Genomic DNA, 17,792 nt, shown 5'->3' on the forward strand with positions numbered 1-17,792 from the left:
TAATTACCCTTATAGGATAAGGATAATTATACTATGTGTAACGGAATTTCGATATGAACTGTCGTTCCTTCATTTTCTGTACTGTCGATAAAAATATGCCCATTATACATCTCTACAATTCGTTTACATATGACAAGTCCAAGACCTGTTCCAGTATCTTTATTAGTAAAGAACGGATGAAAGAGGTGTTTTTGAATATGTTGCGGAATCCCTTTTCCAGTATCTGTAATATGCAGTTGTGCGTGTGTTTCATTGTTTTTTACTACAATGGTTAGTGTATCATTAGAAGTCATGGCCTCAATTGCATTTTTGGTAATGTTTAAAACCACTTGTTTCATATGGTCTTTCGAACAACGGATATGAACAGGATGGTCTGGCAAATGTAAATGGAATACAATGTTATGTAAATTCGCCTCAGATTGAATAATTAATGCTACCTCATTTAGAATTGTTCTTACATCATATGTTTGTTCGATGATGGCGGTTGGCTTTCCTAGAATAAGAAATTCACTTACAATTTCATTGATTCGCTCTATTTCTTGTTCAATTACGGAAAAGTAGAACTGATCTTGTTCATCTTTATATTTCTCTTTTAATAGAGCGACGAGTCCTTTAATTCCAGTAAGAGGATTACGGATTTCGTGTGCTGTACTCGCTGCAAAAGTTCCAACTAATTCAATTTTCTGTAGTTCATTTTGTTGTCTTTCAAGTTTTGTTTGACGTTTTAACAACATATATTGAGCAAGCAAAAATAAAATAGACATTAAAAATAAAGTAGCTATACACTCTATTGCAACCCACTGGTATAAGGTTTTTTGATGAATGGGTAATGGAGAAACAGAGACCTTCCAATTTAATCTTTGGAGTGGGGTAGTAAGCATATTAGAATGCGTATCACTTGTGTCGTTATTATCATCGGTTAGAAAAACTACATCATGTTTATCAGTTACCTCAAAATGGTATTGTGGTTTAATGGCATTTAAAGAAGAGGAAATGTAATCAAAGCGTAAACTAGCTAATAATAATCCTGAGAGCTCCTTCTGTTTATTAAATATGGGGGCAGCAATCATAATAGCTTTATGTCCAAGAACGCGATCAGTAATGACTGATGATACAGTGGTTTTTTTAGTTTGGAGCGCGTCTTGAATATATTTACGGTCTGAAACATCTATAGGCTTTGATTCATCTTCAGATGCGATTGTAATGACTCCTTCTGGTGTAGCGTAATATAGACCAGAAAAGCGTGCATCGTTTCCATCTGTATCATGTACAATTTGTTTAATGCCATTTATATTACCAGTCTCGGTGCCTACAACTTTTGCAAGCATGTCTAAAGCAGAAATTGCTTCACCAAGATGATGATCCAAATAATCTCTATATAAAAAGAGAACTGTATGAGCAGATAATTTGTTTTCCTGTTTCATTTTATATGTATGATACGAATAAAATGTAGCACCAATCCCTATTGTCGGTAGGATAACAAGCAATATATATATAATTATGCTTTGGAATTTGACTTTCAAATGTGGTACTCCTTCTTTTTTTATTATCATTATATATAAACTATGTTAAAATTGTCATGTTTTTATTCAAGAATGATTTTTAATATATTAGGGGAGAGGAAATGGATGAGTGAATGCTCATTCGGAATTCACATGAAGTATGAAGTGGTATTTTCTTTTTATTGCTGAGAATTTAAGTGAAGGGTTGAAAGTTGTATGACATCAAATAATGAACGAGAAGATATTTCTCAATCTTTAAAAGTATTTATTGCATTATCTCGTGTACATCGTTCTGTTATGGATACTACAAATAAATCTATACAAAGTAACGGGTTAAATCCAACTGAATTTGCTGTATTAGAACTGCTATATCATAAAGGCGGTCAACCACTCCAGCAAATTGGTGAGCGCATTTTAATAGCTAGTGGCAGCATTACATATGTTGTAGATAAGTTGGAGAAAAAGGGATTAGTAAAGAGAATCCCATGTCCGAATGACAGACGTGTTATTTACGCGCAATTAACTGAGTCTGGCGAGAACTTTATTGCTTCTATTTTTCCGGGGCATGAGAAAGTTATACATCAGTCTTTTGAAATGTTAACGAAAGATGAAAAAGATGAATTACTTGATTTATTAAAAAAAATTGGGAAGTATGAAAAATAATATGTTCCAAAGGAGCTTTGGATAAATAAATCCAAGGCTTTTTTATTTGTAATGAACTCATGGCAGTCACTGCCGAAATTTGTTGAAAATTAAGAGGGGATTCGAGAATACGTATTGAATTATAATAAAGGTATGTAATGGAGAGGAGGCTCGTTCATGTCATTTAAAGACTATGAATATAAACGCCCAAATATTGAAGAGTTAAAAGAGAAATTTACTGTTGCTTTAGAGAAGTTTGATAACGCAAAAACTGTAGAAGAACAAAAACAAGTCATTCATTCAATTAATGAGATTCGCAACGATTTTGGTACAATGGGAAACCTTTGTTACATTCGCCATTCTGTTGATACGACGGATACTTTTTATAAGGAGGAGCAGGATTTCTTTGATGAATTCTCTCCAGTTGTACAAGGATATGGTACAAAATATTATAAGGCACTCATTAATTCTCCATTTCGTGAAGAATTAGAGGCGTATTATGGAAAACAATTATTTGCTCTAGCAGAATGTGATTTAAAAACATATTCAGATGAAGTCGTGAAAGATTTACAATTAGAAAATAAATTATCATCGCAATATACACAGTTATTAGCATCTGCAAAAATTGACTTTGCTGGAGAAGAAAGAACGTTATCGCAACTGATTCCGTTTATGCAAGGAAAAGAAAGAAGCGAACGTAAAGCAGCAAGTGAAGCATACTACGGATTTTTAGCTGGAAATGAGGAAGAACTAGATCGTATTTATGATGAGCTTGTTAAAGTGAGAACGAAAATCGCAAAATCTTTAGGTTTCAAAAACTTTGTTGAACTTGGATATGCAAGAATGTACCGTACAGATTATAATGCGGAGATGGTGGCTAATTACCGTCAGCAAGTGCTAGATTATATCGTTCCCGTTACAACGGAATTAAGAAAGCGACAACAAGCACGTATCGGTGTAGAGAAGTTAGCTTATTACGACGAAAACTTTGAGTTTGCTACAGGTAACCCAACTCCAAAAGGAGATGCGGATTGGATTGTTGATCATGGAAAGACAATGTATAAAGAGTTATCGGTTGAAACAGATGAATTTTTCAATTTCATGCTAGATAATGATTTATTAGATTTAGTTGCGAAAAAAGGAAAAGCTGGTGGCGGATATTGTACATATATTGAGAATTATAAAGCGCCATTTATTTTCTCAAACTTCAATGGAACATCTGGTGACATTGATGTATTAACACATGAAGCAGGTCATGCTTTCCAAGTATATGAAAGTCGTAAATTTGAAATTCCAGAATATAATTGGCCAACATATGAGGCATGTGAAATCCACTCTATGAGTATGGAATTCTTTACATGGCCATGGATGAAGCTATTCTTTGAAGAAGATGCAGATAAATATTACTTCTCTCACTTAAGTTCAGCACTTCTGTTTTTACCTTATGGTGTATCTGTTGATGAATATCAACATTATGTATATGAAAATCCTGAAGCATCACCTGAAGAGCGTAAGACAGCATGGCGTAACATAGAGAAGAAATATTTACCACATCGTGATTATGAGGATAATGATTATTTAGAGCGCGGTGGTTTTTGGCAACGTCAAGGGCATATTTATAGCTCACCGTTCTATTATATTGATTACACGCTTGCTCAAATTTGTGCGCTACAATTTTGGAAACGTGCAAGAGATAATAGACAAGAGGCTTGGGAAGATTATGTGAATCTGTGCCAACAAGGTGGAAGTAAATCGTTCTTAGAATTAGTAGAAGTTGCAAATTTAACATCACCATTTGCTGAAGGCTGTGTGAAAAGTGTTATTACAGAAATTGAAGCATGGTTACATGCGATTGACGACACAAAATTGTAAAAAACATGCGCTTTTTTTCACATGTTTAACATCGACATAATGGGAAAATGATGAGATAATAAAAGAAAATTCAGAATACTAAAGAGGTGTTTCTAATAAGGAGCACCTCTTTTCACAAACAAAAGGGGGGAACAAGTATGCTTCAATCTAATATGGATGTAAGTTTAGAAAGTTTAGTAAACTCATTACAGTCTACTCGAAGCACGCTATTATCAGAAATTGAAATGTTAAATGACACAGAAGTGAATGTAAAGCCACGCCGTGATAAATGGAGCATTATTCAAATTTTACACCACTTGCATTTAGTTGAACAATCTGTCACGTCTGCCCTTGTATATGCTTTACAAAAAAAGGAAAGAAACATGACTCCATTTAAAGACCTCCAACTTACGCTTGATCGCACACATAAACGAGAAGCTCCTCAGCAAATGCAACCAACAGAAACTTTAATGAAAAAACAGCAAGGAATTCAATTGCTAGAACATTCACGCCAAGAACTATTACACGCGCTTCATAGTGTTATAGATGAAAAAGATTTATTTGAAAATGGATTAAAGCATCCTGTTTTTAATGATCTGAATTTGTATCAATGGGTTCAATTTCTTGATTTGCATGAACAAAGACATCTTACGCAGTTAAAAGAGGCGAAACATGCAATTTTGCAACGCTAAAGTGGAAGAAGTGGGAAACCACTTCTTTTTTGATATGTGCATAGTTTTCTTTCTTATTTTGGAATACTACATGGAGAAAGAAAAGAAGGAGTTGAAAAAACATGTCTAAGAAGAAGCGAGAAGAAGAGCGCGCCTGGAAAGCACGTAAAGAAAATCAACAACCGCACGGAAAAGTGAAAGCTTTTGCTGAATTAGTTGAAGGAACAGAAAAAACGTGATGAGTATTTCATCACGTTTTTTGTATGAGTGGAAAAGTTAATAAAAAGGTTGTACCGATTCCTTTTTCACTTATAATATCAATTTTTCCATTCATAGCTTGAACAACACTGAATACGACCATCATTCCAAGTCCAGTACCTTTTTCTTTCGTTGAATAAAAAGGAGAGCCAAGACGTTTTACTTGTTCTGAATCCATACCGACTCCTGTATCTTTTATATATAACTGAATATGCTTATGATCAGGAACTAATGTGAAATAAAGATCACCGCCTTTTGGCATAGCCTCAATGCAATTTTTTAAAATATTTAATAAACATTGATTTAGTTTTTGCTTTTCACCAGCGATAAAAAAAGAAGTGCTTTGCTTTATATAATGAGTACGTACATTTGTTAAATTAGTAAGCGGTGTAATTAACGACAATGCATGTAGTAATTCTTCTTCTAACTGTAATGTTTGTTCTTTTTCAATGCTTGGTTTAGCAAAGGTTAAATAATCTGTAAGAACATGATTTGCTTGTTCGATGCCGTTAATGGCAATGTCGATATACAATTTTCGTTCCTGCTCAGTACAGGTATCTGATTGTAACAGTTGTAAAAAACCTTTCGTTGAAGTTAATGGATTGCGAATTTCATGAGAGATAGACGCTGCCATTTCACCAATTAAATGAAACTTTTCAGCATTTATAAGTTCGTTTTGGAGACGAACTTGAGTTTGTAATATGTGCAGTAAATATAAAATTAGAATCGTACCAAGCATTGAACATAACTCATACACAATAATATGCAGTATATAATCAGTCTTATTTGTAACCTTTGAAAGGAAGAAGGGTATCCAACTAAATCCGTATGTGAGACTGTAGATAATAGCAAGTGTTATTTTTATACGATTAGAAGTTTGATTAAAAAATTTATATGTTAATAGTAGAACAATAAATAGAAGAACAGAACCGATAAGAGATGGGAAAACACCTACCCCACCTAATAATAAGCGATATATGTTTAATACAACTAAGATAGAACCACCAGCAATAGGCCCTCCCGTTAATGTACCGACAATTAATACAATATGGCGCATATCAAATTGAAAACCATTATTTGTTTTTGCTGCAAATGTAATACAGAGTACGGTAGCAAGGCAACAGAGTACAATGAATATAGCTGAATTTAATTTAGGAGAGCGTTTCCCTTTTTGATTCCAAAATAAATGATATACGAGCATTGTAATCAGGATGAATAATATATTTAAAAAGAGATAAATAATAAAGGATTTCAGTGGGATGCCTCCTCTCTTCTTAGATTAAATTAATCATACTATAAAATGAAAGAAATGAAATAATAAATAGCGGAAAAATCAGAAATTTTTACGCTAGTATACAATATGTTACAATAAGCTGTGTCAATGAAAGAAGAAATTCCGTGCATCGCGCGGGAGAGGTTCGCGAACTCCCTCTATAAAAAACTATGGAAACAACAATATCCTTAGGTATTGTTTTGTTTTTTTATTGTGACAGTTCAAGAACGTTCTTTCTTCTTATTTATAGTAGAGAAGGAGAATGAGTGAAATGAAAAAAGAAAAAGCAGTTGTTGTTTTTAGTGGAGGACAAGATAGTACGACATGTTTATTTTGGGCAATAGAGCAGTTTGCAGAGGTAGAAGCTGTAACGTTTAATTACAATCAACGTCATAAGCTAGAAATTGATTGTGCAGCGGAAATTGCAAAAGAACTAGGAATAAAGCATACGGTACTAGATATGAGTCTATTAAATCAACTTGCTCCAAATGCGTTAACGAGAACGGATTTGGAGATTACACATGAAGAAGGTGAATTGCCATCGACATTTGTAGATGGACGAAATTTACTCTTCTTATCATTTGCTGCTGTATTAGCAAAACAAGTTGGAGCACGTCATATTGTAACGGGTGTATGTGAAACTGATTTCAGTGGTTATCCAGACTGCCGTGACGTGTTTGTGAAATCGTTAAATGTTACTTTAAATTTATCTATGGATTACCCGTTTGTCATTCACACGCCACTTATGTGGATTGATAAGGCTGAAACATGGAAATTATCAGATGAACTTGGAGCATTTGAGTTTGTTCGAGAAAAAACATTAACATGTTATAACGGAATCATTGGTGATGGTTGCGGTGAATGTCCAGCATGTCAACTTCGTAAAGCAGGATTAGATACGTACCTACAAGAACGCGAAGGAGCGAATAACTAATGGATAACTTTTTTGGATTTCGCATCGTAGAGAATTTGCAAAAAATGGACAAGGATATTCAGCGTAAACAACTCAAATACCATAATAAAAGAGTAATGGTCAGCAAGGAATTTACATTTGATGCAGCACACCATTTACACTGTTATGAAGGGAAATGTAAAAACTTACACGGTCACACATATAAAGTTGTATTTGGAATTAGTGGATATGTAAATGAAATAGGTCTTGCAATTGACTTTGGAGATATAAAAGAAATTTGGAAAAATGAAATCGAAATTTATCTAGATCATCGTTATTTAAACGAAACGTTACCTGCAATGAATACGACTGCTGAAAATATGGTCGTTTGGATTTATGAAAAGATGGCAGAAGCACTAACAAAAGAGAATCGAGTGAACGAATATAAAGGAGCTCGCGTTGAATTTGTTCGTCTATTTGAGACGCCGACTAGTTATGCGGAAGTAAGACGGGAGTGGATGCTTGATGAGTAAAATCCCTGTCTTAGAAATATTCGGTCCGACTATTCAAGGTGAAGGAATGGTTGTAGGGCAAAAAACAATGTTTATCCGTACAGCTGGTTGTGATTATAGCTGTGCTTGGTGTGATTCTGCTTTTACGTGGGATGGATCAGCTAAAGATCAAATTAGACAGATGACACCAGAAGATATTTGGGATGAGCTTGTTGCAATTGGAGGAGAAAATTTTTCTCATGTTACGATTTCAGGTGGAAATCCGGCATTACTGAAAAATATTGAGTTTCTTCTTTCTATATTAAAAGAAAATGGAATGCGAACGGCAATTGAAACGCAAGGGAGTAAATGGCAAGATTGGTTACTTCAAATTGATGAGGTAACAATTTCTCCAAAACCACCAAGTTCAACGATGAAAACAGATTTTCATAAGTTAGATGCTATTATTCAGAAACTAGCAGGAAAAGATATTAGTTTAAAAGTAGTAGTATTCGATGATCATGATTTTGAATATGCAGTTAAGATGCACGAACGTTATCCAAAGGTACCATTTTTCTTACAAGTAGGAAACGATGATACAAAAACAGTGGATGATGCGATGCTTATAAAAAATTTATTAGATAAGTATGAATGGCTGATTGATAAAGCTGTAAATTGTAAAGAGATGAATGATGCAAAAGTATTGCCTCAGCTTCATGCGTTAGTATGGGGAAATAAGCGCGGCGTATAACGAGAAGGGATGTTTAAAATGACAGGAAGATTAGATGAAGATTTAAAAGATGTAACATTACTAGGGAATCAAAATACAAAATATTTATTTGAATATAGCCCAGAAATATTAGAGGTGTTTGATAATAATCATCCAAACCGTGATTATTTTGTAAAATTCAATTGTCCTGAATTTACAAGTTTATGCCCGAAAACAGGACAACCAGATTTTGCAACAATTTATATTAGCTATATTCCAGAGCAAAAAATGGTAGAGAGTAAATCTTTAAAGTTGTATTTATTTAGTTTCCGCAATCATGGTGATTTCCACGAAGATTGCATGAACGTTATTATGAACGATTTAATTAAATTAATGGATCCGCGTTATATTGAGGTATGGGGGAAATTCACACCACGTGGTGGCATTTCAATTGATCCATACTGCAACTACGGGCGCCCAGGTACGAAGTATGAACAAATGGCTGACTACCGCATGATGAACCACGATCTATATCCGGAAACAATTGATAATCGTTAATAGAAAGAAAGGGCCTGTATAGTATACAGGCCCTTTCTTTCTATTATATTATGCATTTTGATTAATGACAGTATAGTTTTTATGACTTACAACTGTAAGAGGTTCCATATCTAGTTCTCTAAAATTCTTCATAATTGTTATATCAACAATAACAGAGTTTTGATTTACTTTTTGAACACGGCCTTGCATTCCACCTTTAAATTCGATGATATCTCCAGTTTCTGCGATCTGCATAAGCAACTCTCCTTGTTACAGTTTTCCCAAAAAAAGAATAAATTTGGGTTTTTTTATTTCCTCCTATTTTGAACCATATTTCCTACTTTGTAAATGTTTCCAAAGTAAAAATTCGAAAAATATTCACTTTTTGTAAGAAAATATGTAGAAAATCCATGTTTTTTAGAAAAAATAGCAAAAATGCGAGAATCTTTATATCGAGGTATAATGAAAAAGTAGAATAACCTGCTGAAGTGGGAGAAATTAGAGGCGGTAAAATGATGTTTGAATTTGTGGGGAGTGTTATAGCTTTAATTTTATTTTTATTTTCTTATATGCATTTAAAAAAGATTCGTCAATATGATACGAGTACATATTTTGATGGGATGGATGGTATCCATGCTTCGATAACACATGATAGTGGTGGAGAGATGTAAAGGGATATAACTTTATTTTCTTGCGTGGTATGATGTTTAGAACTAGTGCATAATAGAGTTCATAAGTGATGAATGGAGAGTGAAAAGAATGAAGATTTCTTTTATTCGTCATGGTTGTTTAAGTCGTATAAGAGAACCGATGACAATTAATTCATTTCACGAATGGATGAAACAGTATGATTCCGAGTCAATGATACAAAAAGCTAAAATGCCGATAGAAACAATAGAGGCAATTGAAGCAGCGAAATTTGTCTTAACAAGTGATCAAAGGCGTGCTGTACAATCAGCAGCTGAATTGACGGATTCTTTATCTTTTATGCAAAATTCTCTTTTTAGAGAAGCTGAAGTTCCTTCATGCTTTTTTGCTCCGAAGTGGTTGAAATGCACAATTAAGGTATGGATGTTCATTGGACGAACATTATGGATACTTGGCTACCATAAAGATGTTGAGTCTTATAAGGAAGTAAGAGAGAGGGTAAGGCAAGCGGCTTACCTGTTACATCGTTATGCTCTCGTACATGGAAGTATAGCTCTTGTAGGTCATAATTATGTGAATGTAATGATTGGTGCCGAACTGAGAGCGATGGGATGGTCTGGTTCTCCTATTTTGCACAGAGAGCCATGGGGATGTACAACATATACGTTTCACGAGGCGATGGATGGAAATATATTAAATACAAATTTAACATAAAAGCACACGATTTATATAAATCGTGTGCTTTCTTTTTAAGATATAGAAATTTTGACGTTTAATGGTTTTACGAGATGAGCATAAGGTTCCCCTACTAGCATAACAATTTCATCTTTTTTATAACCTAACTTTTCGTATAGTGAATAGGCGCGTTTGTTTTCTAAATTAACAAGTAAAGCGATTTTTTTATGCCCTTTTTCAGTTGCATAGATTTCGACAGCTTCAATTAATTTAGAACCTATACCTTTTCCGCCGTGTGCACTTGAAACTGATAATGTATCAATGTAATACTCATCAAGCTCAGCTTCTTTTTCTAACGTAATTGATTCATCTTTATGTAATGCTCTTAAGTGATGTACAATTGGTGCGTCAAGCTGTGTTGCTTCACTACCGTGATAAGCGACAATAATTCCAACTGCACTCTCGTCTTGTTCATAGACAAAACAGTTTTCGTAGCTCAGACGGTTATTTTCTTTTGAGAACCATGTCTCAAGTCCTAGTAATACTTCTGCTTCAACTGTGCTACCTGTGATTTTTTCAGCAATTTCATGCAGAGCATTATACAATAAAGGAGCTATTGCCATCGCATCTGTCTTTTTTGCTTTCCGAATCATAGTATCCCTCCTAGTTCTATTTGTATATTGTAGCATAGTGGTATGGAACTTTGCATAATTGAATGCCGAAATGTTTGATATAGAGAAGTAGCTATGTTAGTATATGATATTTAGTGGACATATAGTAAAACAATATTGTTTGCGAAATAACGAAAATAAAATCATGGTATAACAACGAGATAAAGTGAAACGTTAATCAGTAAGATTTTTTGTTCATTCTACGACTGATTAGTAGTCAACACCAATCGGACTACCTGCAAATAGCGGGATAAATTTACAGTTGTTGACCTATAGAATATAAGATAAAATAAAATATTGCAGAGAGGTGAAATACATGGATAAAGAATTAGCAAATACAATTTTAGATCAGCTAAAAAATGGTGAAATAAAGGAGTATGTTGTTACGAAAGATGTATTTTATACGTTCAGAGAAGTTGTTGTAAATAGAGAAGACTTTAAGCATTTCATTGGTAACGCACAGCGAGGCGGGCAAGTGATTTATACATATTCAGAAACGCCACGTTCATAAAGGAGAATTTTGATCAGCAGGGCATCTCTCACTGATTAGTAGCCTTCACCAAACGGACGTTTCATGCGGGATAAATAAAAGATAAAGGAGAGGGGAATTATGGGCGATTTTAAACAAGGCATTTTACCACATTGGGATTATATGTGGAAAGATAGAGCCGGCAATCGATTTATGGGAATGGTTATGTATCCAGAGAAACGAAAATGTTCAGCAAAAATGCTTCAGAAAATAAAAAGAGCATATGAAGAAGCAATAGAAATTAAAGTAACTGTACAAGTTCAACATACATATCAGTACGTAGAAGGACTGATTGTATACTTTGATGAAGAGGCTCCTGTATGTACAATGCTGGATAAAGATGAAAATCCACATCATATATTTGTAAAAGATATTTTGCGCATTGAGTACTCTGAATAAACTTTTCATAAATAAATTGAAGTTCCATAATAATAATCTTTTTCTATAATAGTTATCTTTTAGTATGTAACGAAAAACGAAAGTATATGTATAATATATTTAATAAGGTAAATTTGATAAATGTAATCGTTTTTTAGAGCAGATTATAGTTTCATATCTGTTCTTTTTTGCGTGATGCTGGAGAAATATATTTCTTCAGCATCTACCGTTTTATGACAAAATATATTGTTAACTTTTTTAAAAATAAGGTTAAATTCGTTGACAACTTTTTTGAAAAGCACTTTATTGACATGAGTTTTAGAATGTTGTTTCATAGTCATTGTATTGAAAAAAAACGGCTATCATGTCGAAAAGTAAAAGTTAAAAAAAGAAAGAAATTATACATATATCTTGTGTCTTATTTTGAAACGTAATACAATATATAGAGAAATCAAGAACAACATATAGAGAATATAGATTTGAGAGGGAGGGTCGGAAATGTTAGTTGCATATGATTCTATGACAGGAAACGTGAAGCGTTTCATTCACAAATTAAATATGCCGGCCGTTCAAATTGATGAAGATCTAGTAATAGATGAAGACTTTATTCTTATTACGTATACAACAGGTTTTGGAAATGTACCAGAACGTGTTTTAGACTTTTTAGAGCGCAATAATGAAAAATTAAAAGGCGTATCTGCAAGCGGCAATCGTAACTGGGGAGACATGTTCGGTGCAAGTGCTGACAAGATTTCTACTAAATATGAAGTGCCTATTGTATCAAAATTTGAGTTATCTGGAACAAATAACGATGTAGAATATTTTAAGGAAAGGGTGCGGGAGATTGCGACACATTGAACTGAATAATGAAATCACGCAAATGCAGGACGGTTTTTATCAGCTTCATAAAGATAAAGAGGCATTAGAAGTCTTTATGGAAGAAGCTAGAGAGAATACCGTTCCTTTTAATAGCGTGGCAGAGCGAATGGAGTATATGAAAGAACATGATTACTATTACAACGTTCTGGACGAGTATAGCTTGGAGGAAGTAGAGGAAGTATATAACATCGCTTATGGTGAAAACTTCGAGTTCCAATCTTATATGGCAGCATCTAAGTTCTACAAAGATTATGCGTTAAAAACGAATGATCAAAAACAATACTTAGAAAGCTATGAAGATCGTGTAGCAATTGTTTCATTATACTTAGGACGCGGTGATGTTTCGAAAGCAAGACAATTCGCAAGCATGATTGTAAAACAAAACTACCAACCAGCGACACCAACCTTTTTAAATGCGGGAAGAAGCAGAAGAGGAGAAATGGTGTCTTGTTTCTTGTTAGAGATGGATGATAGCTTAAATTCAATTGGCTTTAACATTAATACTGCGATGCAATTATCAAAAATCGGCGGGGGAGTAGCTTTAAACTTATCTAAGCTACGCGCACGTGGTGAGCAAATTAAAGGTATCGACAACGCTGCAAGTGGCGTAGTACCTGTTATGAAATTGCTTGAAGATTCGTTTTCATATGCGAATCAGCTTGGCCAACGAAAAGGTGCCGGTGCAGTATATTTAAACATTTTCCATTGGGATATTATTGAATTCCTTGATACAAAAAAAATAAATGCCGATGAGAAGAGCCGTATTCAGTCTCTATCAATCGGAATTATCGTTCCAAGTAAGTTCTTTGAGCTTGCTGAGAAAAACGAACCTTTCCATGTTTTCGCGCCTTATACGGTTTATAAAGAATATGGCAAGCATTTAGATGATATTGACATTGATGAAATGTACGATGAATTAATGAGCAATCCGAAAGTGAAGAAGAAGCCACTAGATATTAGTGCACGTGATATGCTTATTAAAATCGCTATGATTCAGCTTGAGTCTGGTTACCCATACTTAATGTTTAAATCAAATGCAAATAATCAACATCCATTGAAGGATATTGGAACTGTGAAGATGTCGAACTTATGTACAGAAATCTTCCAGCTTCAAGAAACTTCAGAAATAAATGATTACGGTACAGATGACATTATCCGTCGTGATATTAACTGTAACTTAGGATCGTTAAATATTGTAAACGTAATGGAAAATAAAGAAATTCGTGAAGCAGTTCATGCGGGAATGGAAGCTTTAACAGCTGTTTCTGATATGACGATTATTCCGAATGCACCAACTGTGAAAAAAGCAAATGACGAGCTTCATTCAGTTGGACTTGGAGCAATGAACTTACACGGATATTTAGCAAAAAATAAAATCGCTTATGAAAGTGCAGAAGCGAAAGAATTCGCTCGTACATTCTTTATGATGTTAAATTACTATTCTATTGAGAAAAGTATGGAAATCGCTACAGAAAAAGGCGAGACATTTAAAGACTTCGATAAATCTGATTATGCGAATGGCACATACTTCGAAAAGTATGAAACGACAGATTACAGTCCTGTAACTGAAAAAGTTCAGCAACTATTTGAAGGAATTCATATTCCGACAAAAGAAGATTGGACAAGTTTAAAAGAGCAAGTGCAGAAGAATGGTTTATACAACTCATATCGTCTTGCCATTGCTCCAACACAATCAATCAGTTACGTTCAAAATGCAACTTCAAGCGTAATGCCGATCGTAAGTCAAATCGAATCAAGAACATATGCGAATGCGACAACATATTATCCAATGCCGTATTTATCAAAAGATACGTTCTGGTACTATAAATCTTCTTACGATATGAATCAGTTTAAATTAATTGATTTAATCGCAGAAATTCAAGAACATATTGACCAAGGAATTAGTACAATTCTTTACGTTAATAGTGATATTTCAACACGTGAATTAGCACGTTACTACATCTATGCACATAAAAAAGGCTTAAAGAGTCTGTATTATACGAGAACACGTAAATTAAGCGTGGAAGAGTGTGTGGCTTGTACCGTTTAATATAAAAAGTGAGGCATGATGAGCAGGGTTTTCTGAACCCTGCTCATGCTTAGTTATCATATTTAGAGAAGGGGCGATTTAATGCGTGCGGTAAACTGGAACAAAAAAGAAGATGATTTTAGTTTAATGTTTTGGAAGCAAAACATCGCTCAGTTTTGGACAGAAGAAGAAATTGCGGTTTCGTCTGACAAAAATACTTGGGTGCAATTATCGAAAGAAGAGCAAATTGCTTATAAGCGTGTATTAGGTGGTTTAACACTTTTAGATACGAAACAAGGTGGCGAAGGAATGCCACTTGTACTTGTTCATCTTGAAAATTTACAAGCGAAAAGTGTATTAGCTTTCATGGGAGCTATGGAAGAAGTACATGCGAAAAGTTATAGTCACATTTTCACAACACTAGCTACAGAAGAAGAGATTGATGATATTTTTGACTGGGTAGACAATCATCCGTTACTTGAGAAAAAAGCTGGTATTATTACTAGTTACTATCGTCGTTTATTAAAGCCTGAAGTAACAAAAAAAGAGTTATACATGGCAATGGTAGCAAGTGTGTTCTTAGAAAGTTACTTATTCTATAGCGGATTCTTCTATCCACTTTACTTAGCTGGTCAAGGAAAACTAACAGCAAGTGGTGAGATTATCAACTTGATAATTCGTGATGAGTCAATTCACGGCGTATTCGTCGGTATTTTAGCACAACAAATCTTCGCAGAACTTTCTGTAGAAGAGCAACAAGAAGTGCAAAAAGAAACACAAGAGTTATTAATGGAACTATATGAAATTGAAATGGCCTATACAGAAGAAATTTACACTTCTATCGGTCTTGTAGAAGATGTAAATCGTTTCGTTCGTTACAATGCAAATAAAGGGCTTATGAACTTAGGACTTGAGCCGAAGTTTGAAGAAGAAGAAATTAACCCAATCGTTTTAAATGGTTTACGTACAGATACGAAAAACCATGATTTCTTCTCTGTAAAAGGAAATGGTTACGTAAAAGCAACGAACGTTGAAAAGTTAGCTGACGATGACTTCGTGTTTAACTTTTAATATAGGATTATAAGGAAAAGCTGTCTTATTGATTGATAAGACAGCTTTTCTTTATAATTTTGTTTACATAACACTATTATTTTTGTATAGCGATTTATATTTGGGAAGTTCTATTCGGTTAACGGATAGAACTTTTTTGTAATTAAATGGGTATTTACAAACCTTTTGTATCAGTGTATTATTTAACTAGTACACCGATACAAAAGGAGGGAAGAAATGAAAATAGAGTTTTCTCCAAATACACCAATTTACATTCAGGTAATGGAATACATAAAAAAAGAGATCGTAACAGGACATTTATTGCCTGGTGATAAAATTCCCTCTGTCCGTGAATTAGCGAGTGAATTACAAGTGAATCCAAATACGATTCAGCGTACATTTCAAGAGCTAGAACGGGATGGAGTTGTTGTCACACGTAGAGGAATGGGACGGTATGTAACGAATGAAGGGGAGAAAATTATGGAGCTGCGAAAAGAGATGGCGAAAGAATTACTTCATTCTTTTATAGATGGAATGGACAATTTAGGTTTTTCAGAAGAAGAAATTCTTACAATTCTTCGTTCTTCATTACATGATAAGAGGGAGGAGAGCCAATGACAGAGCTATTGAAAATAGAAAACTTATGGAAGAGATACGGATTAAAAGCAGTGATCCGTGAATTAAACATAGAGATTACGGAAGGGAAAATCGTTGGGCTTGTTGGAGATAACGGGAGCGGGAAAACGACGTTATTGAAAATGATTGCAGGCTTGCAACACCCTTCTGAAGGTAGTATTACAATAGACGGTAAAAAGGTAGGATTACAGACGAAAGAAATCGTTTCATTTATGTCCGATAAGCCAGTCTTTGATGATTGGATGACTGTAAAAGATGCTTTATTTTTTTACCGAGATTTTTATAAAGACTTCGATATTCAAAAAGCGGTAGATACGATTGCAGAATTTAAAATACCGTTAGAAGAAAAAATTACAGCATTGTCAAAAGGTATGGTTGAGAAGCTGCAGATTATTTTAACATTTTCTCGAAAAGCGAAGCTATACGTACTGGATGAGCCATTGGGCGGGATAGATCTTGTTTCTAGAGAACATGTACTTGAGCTAATACTTAAATTTTATCGTGAAGATTGTACGCTACTTATATCGACTCATTTAATAAGAGAAATCGAAAATATATTCGATGAAGTAATCTTTTTGAAAGATGGAGAAATAATATTGCATGAAAATGTGGAAGAACTACGATTTCAAAAGGGTAAAGCAGTACATGAGCTGTTTAAGGAGGCCTATGAGAAATGAGTCAGCTTTTTCATTATCTGTATAATTGTAATAAGAGAAAGATAGCCATTATTTACTTTGGTTTTATTACAGTTTCATTAATTCTTTTATTTAATATGAAAGGAGTTTCAGGAGTTAGAATTTCAGGTAGGCAAGATATAATTATTATTATATTCTTTATCGTACTAGGTATAAATGGATTTGCAATTCTTTTAACAGGTATATCGTCTTTTCGGAAAATGTTAAAAAACTCTATGCTACGTTATACTTCTATTTCAGCAAAAAAGTATATATGTGCAAATATTTTATTCTGTGTACTACTCTTTATGATTTTGCTAGGAATAGGAATCATTTTTCTATACTATTTTTCTTTAAATATTTACAATGGAAAAACTAATTTAGGTATTCAGCAAGCAATACACAGTTTATATAATTATGGAATATTACATCATATATTATCTATTTTCTTATGGGGACTAGATTTTCTTAATATGCTAGTTTCTATTTATTTTATTATAGTAATTGTAAAACTATTCAATGTGAAATCATCGATGAATAAAGTTGCTTGTTTAGTTTTATTCGTCATTTTTACCGCATTTAATGGAGGAATAACGTATATTTTTCAGCAAATAGAAAAGTATGTGTTTGCTATAAATAATATTGGATTTATAGATCAAAATGGTTTTTTAAATACATCATTTTATTCTGGTACAGAGGTTACAATTTTAAATCTATTTTTTAATTGTTTATTAACAATTATATTACTAGTAGTTACAGGTCACATTATCGATAAAAAACTAGAAGTCTAAAGGAGG

At 33.8% G+C, this 17,792-nt stretch carries 22 protein-coding genes and 1 riboswitch; of the genes, 18 read left to right on the plus strand and 4 right to left on the minus strand.

Annotated elements, in window-relative coordinates; genetic code table 11:
* Positions 1 to 26 precede the first annotated feature (26 nt).
* The gene (locus N2V80_RS06755) at positions 27 to 1,523 is read right to left on the minus strand and encodes a DUF3149 domain-containing protein (RefSeq protein WP_000865053.1); all 1,497 of its coding nucleotides are present in this window, start codon (positions 1,521 to 1,523) and stop codon (positions 27 to 29) included.
* Positions 1,524 to 1,718: 195 nt separating this feature from the next.
* Between N2V80_RS06755 and N2V80_RS06760 the strand changes: the two genes are divergently transcribed.
* The 4 genes from N2V80_RS06760 to N2V80_RS06775 all read left to right on the plus strand — a co-directional run bounded on the left by N2V80_RS06760 (position 1,719) and on the right by N2V80_RS06775 (position 4,905).
* Positions 1,719 to 2,165 (plus strand): MarR family winged helix-turn-helix transcriptional regulator, encoded by a 447-nt coding sequence (locus N2V80_RS06760; RefSeq protein WP_000203336.1) that lies wholly within the window; start codon positions 1,719 to 1,721, stop codon positions 2,163 to 2,165.
* 156 nt (positions 2,166 to 2,321) lie between these two features.
* Positions 2,322 to 4,016 carry a M3 family oligoendopeptidase gene (locus N2V80_RS06765; RefSeq protein ID WP_000008578.1) on the plus strand — a complete coding sequence of 565 codons (1,695 nt, stop codon included), beginning with the start codon at positions 2,322 to 2,324 and terminating at the stop codon, positions 4,014 to 4,016.
* A 137-nt stretch (positions 4,017 to 4,153) separates the two neighbouring features.
* Positions 4,154 to 4,687, plus strand: a complete 534-nt coding sequence (locus N2V80_RS06770) for a DinB family protein (RefSeq protein WP_000941970.1) — start codon at positions 4,154 to 4,156, stop codon at positions 4,685 to 4,687.
* A gap of 101 nt (positions 4,688 to 4,788) precedes the next feature.
* Positions 4,789 to 4,905 carry a DUF6254 family protein gene (locus N2V80_RS06775; protein WP_000038355.1) on the plus strand — a complete coding sequence of 39 codons (117 nt, stop codon included), beginning with the start codon at positions 4,789 to 4,791 and terminating at the stop codon, positions 4,903 to 4,905.
* A gap of 11 nt (positions 4,906 to 4,916) precedes the next feature.
* Here N2V80_RS06775 and kinB read toward each other — a convergent pair whose 3' ends face one another.
* Positions 4,917 to 6,125 (minus strand): sporulation sensor histidine kinase KinB, encoded by a 1,209-nt coding sequence (kinB, locus tag N2V80_RS06780; protein ID WP_000964152.1) that lies wholly within the window; start codon positions 6,123 to 6,125, stop codon positions 4,917 to 4,919.
* 206 nt (positions 6,126 to 6,331) lie between these two features.
* Positions 6,332 to 6,375, plus strand: a riboswitch (PreQ1 riboswitch).
* A 93-nt stretch (positions 6,376 to 6,468) separates the two neighbouring features.
* Here kinB and queC point away from each other — a divergent pair.
* From queC to queF, 4 genes are read left to right on the plus strand one after another with little or no spacing between them, the layout of a single operon-like run.
* The gene (gene queC / locus N2V80_RS06785; RefSeq protein ID WP_061654690.1) at positions 6,469 to 7,131 is read left to right on the plus strand and encodes a 7-cyano-7-deazaguanine synthase QueC; all 663 of its coding nucleotides are present in this window, start codon (positions 6,469 to 6,471) and stop codon (positions 7,129 to 7,131) included.
* Positions 7,131 to 7,622 (plus strand): 6-carboxytetrahydropterin synthase QueD, encoded by a 492-nt coding sequence (gene queD, locus N2V80_RS06790; protein WP_000368414.1) that lies wholly within the window; start codon positions 7,131 to 7,133, stop codon positions 7,620 to 7,622. The genes queC and queD overlap by 1 nt, the downstream gene beginning before the upstream one ends.
* On the plus strand, positions 7,615 to 8,331 hold the full coding sequence (queE, locus tag N2V80_RS06795) for a 7-carboxy-7-deazaguanine synthase QueE (protein ID WP_000036298.1): 717 nt from the start codon (positions 7,615 to 7,617) through the stop codon (positions 8,329 to 8,331). The genes queD and queE overlap by 8 nt, the downstream gene beginning before the upstream one ends.
* An 18-nt stretch (positions 8,332 to 8,349) precedes the next feature.
* Complete coding sequence (queF, locus tag N2V80_RS06800) at positions 8,350 to 8,847, plus strand: preQ(1) synthase (protein ID WP_001986050.1); 498 nt, start codon at positions 8,350 to 8,352, stop codon at positions 8,845 to 8,847.
* Positions 8,848 to 8,895: 48 nt separating this feature from the next.
* Here queF and N2V80_RS06805 read toward each other — a convergent pair whose 3' ends face one another.
* Positions 8,896 to 9,081, minus strand: coding sequence for a YkvS family protein (locus N2V80_RS06805; protein WP_001165082.1), 186 nt, complete (start codon positions 9,079 to 9,081; stop codon positions 8,896 to 8,898).
* A 233-nt stretch (positions 9,082 to 9,314) separates the two neighbouring features.
* Between N2V80_RS06805 and N2V80_RS06810 the strand changes: the two genes are divergently transcribed.
* Together N2V80_RS06810 and N2V80_RS06815 are read left to right on the plus strand one after the other, a co-directional pair.
* Positions 9,315 to 9,497, plus strand: coding sequence for a hypothetical protein (locus N2V80_RS06810; RefSeq protein ID WP_002004691.1), 183 nt, complete (start codon positions 9,315 to 9,317; stop codon positions 9,495 to 9,497).
* Between the two features lie 88 nt (positions 9,498 to 9,585).
* Entirely contained in the window at positions 9,586 to 10,188 is a 603-nt protein-coding gene (locus tag N2V80_RS06815; protein WP_000703098.1) for a phosphoglycerate mutase, read from the plus strand.
* Positions 10,189 to 10,223: 35 nt separating this feature from the next.
* Here the strand turns inward: N2V80_RS06815 and N2V80_RS06820 are convergent, their stop codons facing one another.
* Positions 10,224 to 10,802, minus strand: coding sequence for a GNAT family N-acetyltransferase (locus N2V80_RS06820; protein WP_061654689.1), 579 nt, complete (start codon positions 10,800 to 10,802; stop codon positions 10,224 to 10,226).
* A gap of 334 nt (positions 10,803 to 11,136) precedes the next feature.
* Between N2V80_RS06820 and N2V80_RS06825 the strand changes: the two genes are divergently transcribed.
* The 8 genes from N2V80_RS06825 to N2V80_RS06860 all read left to right on the plus strand — a co-directional run bounded on the left by N2V80_RS06825 (position 11,137) and on the right by N2V80_RS06860 (position 17,786).
* Positions 11,137 to 11,331: a hypothetical protein gene (locus N2V80_RS06825; RefSeq protein WP_000356684.1), complete on the plus strand. Its 195-nt coding sequence runs from the start codon at positions 11,137 to 11,139 to the stop codon at positions 11,329 to 11,331.
* Positions 11,332 to 11,430: 99 nt separating this feature from the next.
* On the plus strand, positions 11,431 to 11,748 hold the full coding sequence (locus N2V80_RS06830; protein ID WP_000502197.1) for a hypothetical protein: 318 nt from the start codon (positions 11,431 to 11,433) through the stop codon (positions 11,746 to 11,748).
* 477 nt (positions 11,749 to 12,225) lie between these two features.
* Positions 12,226 to 12,585, plus strand: coding sequence for a class Ib ribonucleoside-diphosphate reductase assembly flavoprotein NrdI (gene nrdI / locus N2V80_RS06835; RefSeq protein WP_000959447.1), 360 nt, complete (start codon positions 12,226 to 12,228; stop codon positions 12,583 to 12,585).
* Positions 12,572 to 14,656, plus strand: coding sequence for a class 1b ribonucleoside-diphosphate reductase subunit alpha (gene nrdE / locus N2V80_RS06840; protein WP_001215839.1), 2,085 nt, complete (start codon positions 12,572 to 12,574; stop codon positions 14,654 to 14,656). The genes nrdI and nrdE overlap by 14 nt, the downstream gene beginning before the upstream one ends.
* 81 nt (positions 14,657 to 14,737) lie before the next feature.
* Positions 14,738 to 15,706, plus strand: coding sequence for a class 1b ribonucleoside-diphosphate reductase subunit beta (nrdF, locus tag N2V80_RS06845; RefSeq protein WP_001203031.1), 969 nt, complete (start codon positions 14,738 to 14,740; stop codon positions 15,704 to 15,706).
* 216 nt (positions 15,707 to 15,922) lie between these two features.
* Positions 15,923 to 16,303, plus strand: a complete 381-nt coding sequence (locus N2V80_RS06850) for a GntR family transcriptional regulator (RefSeq protein WP_000687512.1) — start codon at positions 15,923 to 15,925, stop codon at positions 16,301 to 16,303.
* A complete protein-coding gene (locus N2V80_RS06855; protein ID WP_030024219.1) occupies positions 16,300 to 16,998 on the plus strand; it encodes an ABC transporter ATP-binding protein in 699 nt (232 codons plus the stop codon). Before N2V80_RS06850 ends, N2V80_RS06855 begins: the two co-directional genes overlap by 4 nt.
* Positions 16,995 to 17,786 carry a hypothetical protein gene (locus N2V80_RS06860; protein ID WP_061654688.1) on the plus strand — a complete coding sequence of 264 codons (792 nt, stop codon included), beginning with the start codon at positions 16,995 to 16,997 and terminating at the stop codon, positions 17,784 to 17,786. The genes N2V80_RS06855 and N2V80_RS06860 overlap by 4 nt, the downstream gene beginning before the upstream one ends.
* Positions 17,787 to 17,792: the final 6 nt, after the last annotated feature.

The sequence above is a fragment of the Bacillus sp. FSL W8-0640 genome, from assembly GCF_038007725.1.
In the GTDB taxonomy this organism is placed as follows: domain Bacteria; phylum Bacillota; class Bacilli; order Bacillales; family Bacillaceae_G; genus Bacillus_A; species Bacillus_A cereus.

Coding starts and splice junctions, on each gene's coding strand:
- queC (WP_061654690.1), top strand. CDS start 6,469: ATGAAAAAAGAAAAAGCAGTTGTTGTTTTTAGTGGAGGACAAGATAGT.
- N2V80_RS06855 (WP_030024219.1), top strand. CDS start 16,300: ATGACAGAGCTATTGAAAATAGAAAACTTATGGAAGAGATACGGATTA.
- N2V80_RS06820 (WP_061654689.1), bottom strand. CDS start 10,802: ATGATTCGGAAAGCAAAAAAGACAGATGCGATGGCAATAGCTCCTTTA.
- N2V80_RS06860 (WP_061654688.1), top strand. CDS start 16,995: ATGAGTCAGCTTTTTCATTATCTGTATAATTGTAATAAGAGAAAGATA.
- queF (WP_001986050.1), top strand. CDS start 8,350: ATGACAGGAAGATTAGATGAAGATTTAAAAGATGTAACATTACTAGGG.
- queD (WP_000368414.1), top strand. CDS start 7,131: ATGGATAACTTTTTTGGATTTCGCATCGTAGAGAATTTGCAAAAAATG.
- nrdF (WP_001203031.1), top strand. CDS start 14,738: ATGCGTGCGGTAAACTGGAACAAAAAAGAAGATGATTTTAGTTTAATG.
- N2V80_RS06815 (WP_000703098.1), top strand. CDS start 9,586: ATGAAGATTTCTTTTATTCGTCATGGTTGTTTAAGTCGTATAAGAGAA.
- N2V80_RS06775 (WP_000038355.1), top strand. CDS start 4,789: ATGTCTAAGAAGAAGCGAGAAGAAGAGCGCGCCTGGAAAGCACGTAAA.
- kinB (WP_000964152.1), bottom strand. CDS start 6,125: ATGCTCGTATATCATTTATTTTGGAATCAAAAAGGGAAACGCTCTCCT.
- nrdI (WP_000959447.1), top strand. CDS start 12,226: ATGTTAGTTGCATATGATTCTATGACAGGAAACGTGAAGCGTTTCATT.
- N2V80_RS06770 (WP_000941970.1), top strand. CDS start 4,154: ATGCTTCAATCTAATATGGATGTAAGTTTAGAAAGTTTAGTAAACTCA.
- N2V80_RS06765 (WP_000008578.1), top strand. CDS start 2,322: ATGTCATTTAAAGACTATGAATATAAACGCCCAAATATTGAAGAGTTA.
- N2V80_RS06760 (WP_000203336.1), top strand. CDS start 1,719: ATGACATCAAATAATGAACGAGAAGATATTTCTCAATCTTTAAAAGTA.
- N2V80_RS06825 (WP_000356684.1), top strand. CDS start 11,137: ATGGATAAAGAATTAGCAAATACAATTTTAGATCAGCTAAAAAATGGT.
- queE (WP_000036298.1), top strand. CDS start 7,615: ATGAGTAAAATCCCTGTCTTAGAAATATTCGGTCCGACTATTCAAGGT.
- N2V80_RS06850 (WP_000687512.1), top strand. CDS start 15,923: ATGAAAATAGAGTTTTCTCCAAATACACCAATTTACATTCAGGTAATG.
- N2V80_RS06805 (WP_001165082.1), bottom strand. CDS start 9,081: ATGCAGATCGCAGAAACTGGAGATATCATCGAATTTAAAGGTGGAATG.
- N2V80_RS06830 (WP_000502197.1), top strand. CDS start 11,431: ATGGGCGATTTTAAACAAGGCATTTTACCACATTGGGATTATATGTGG.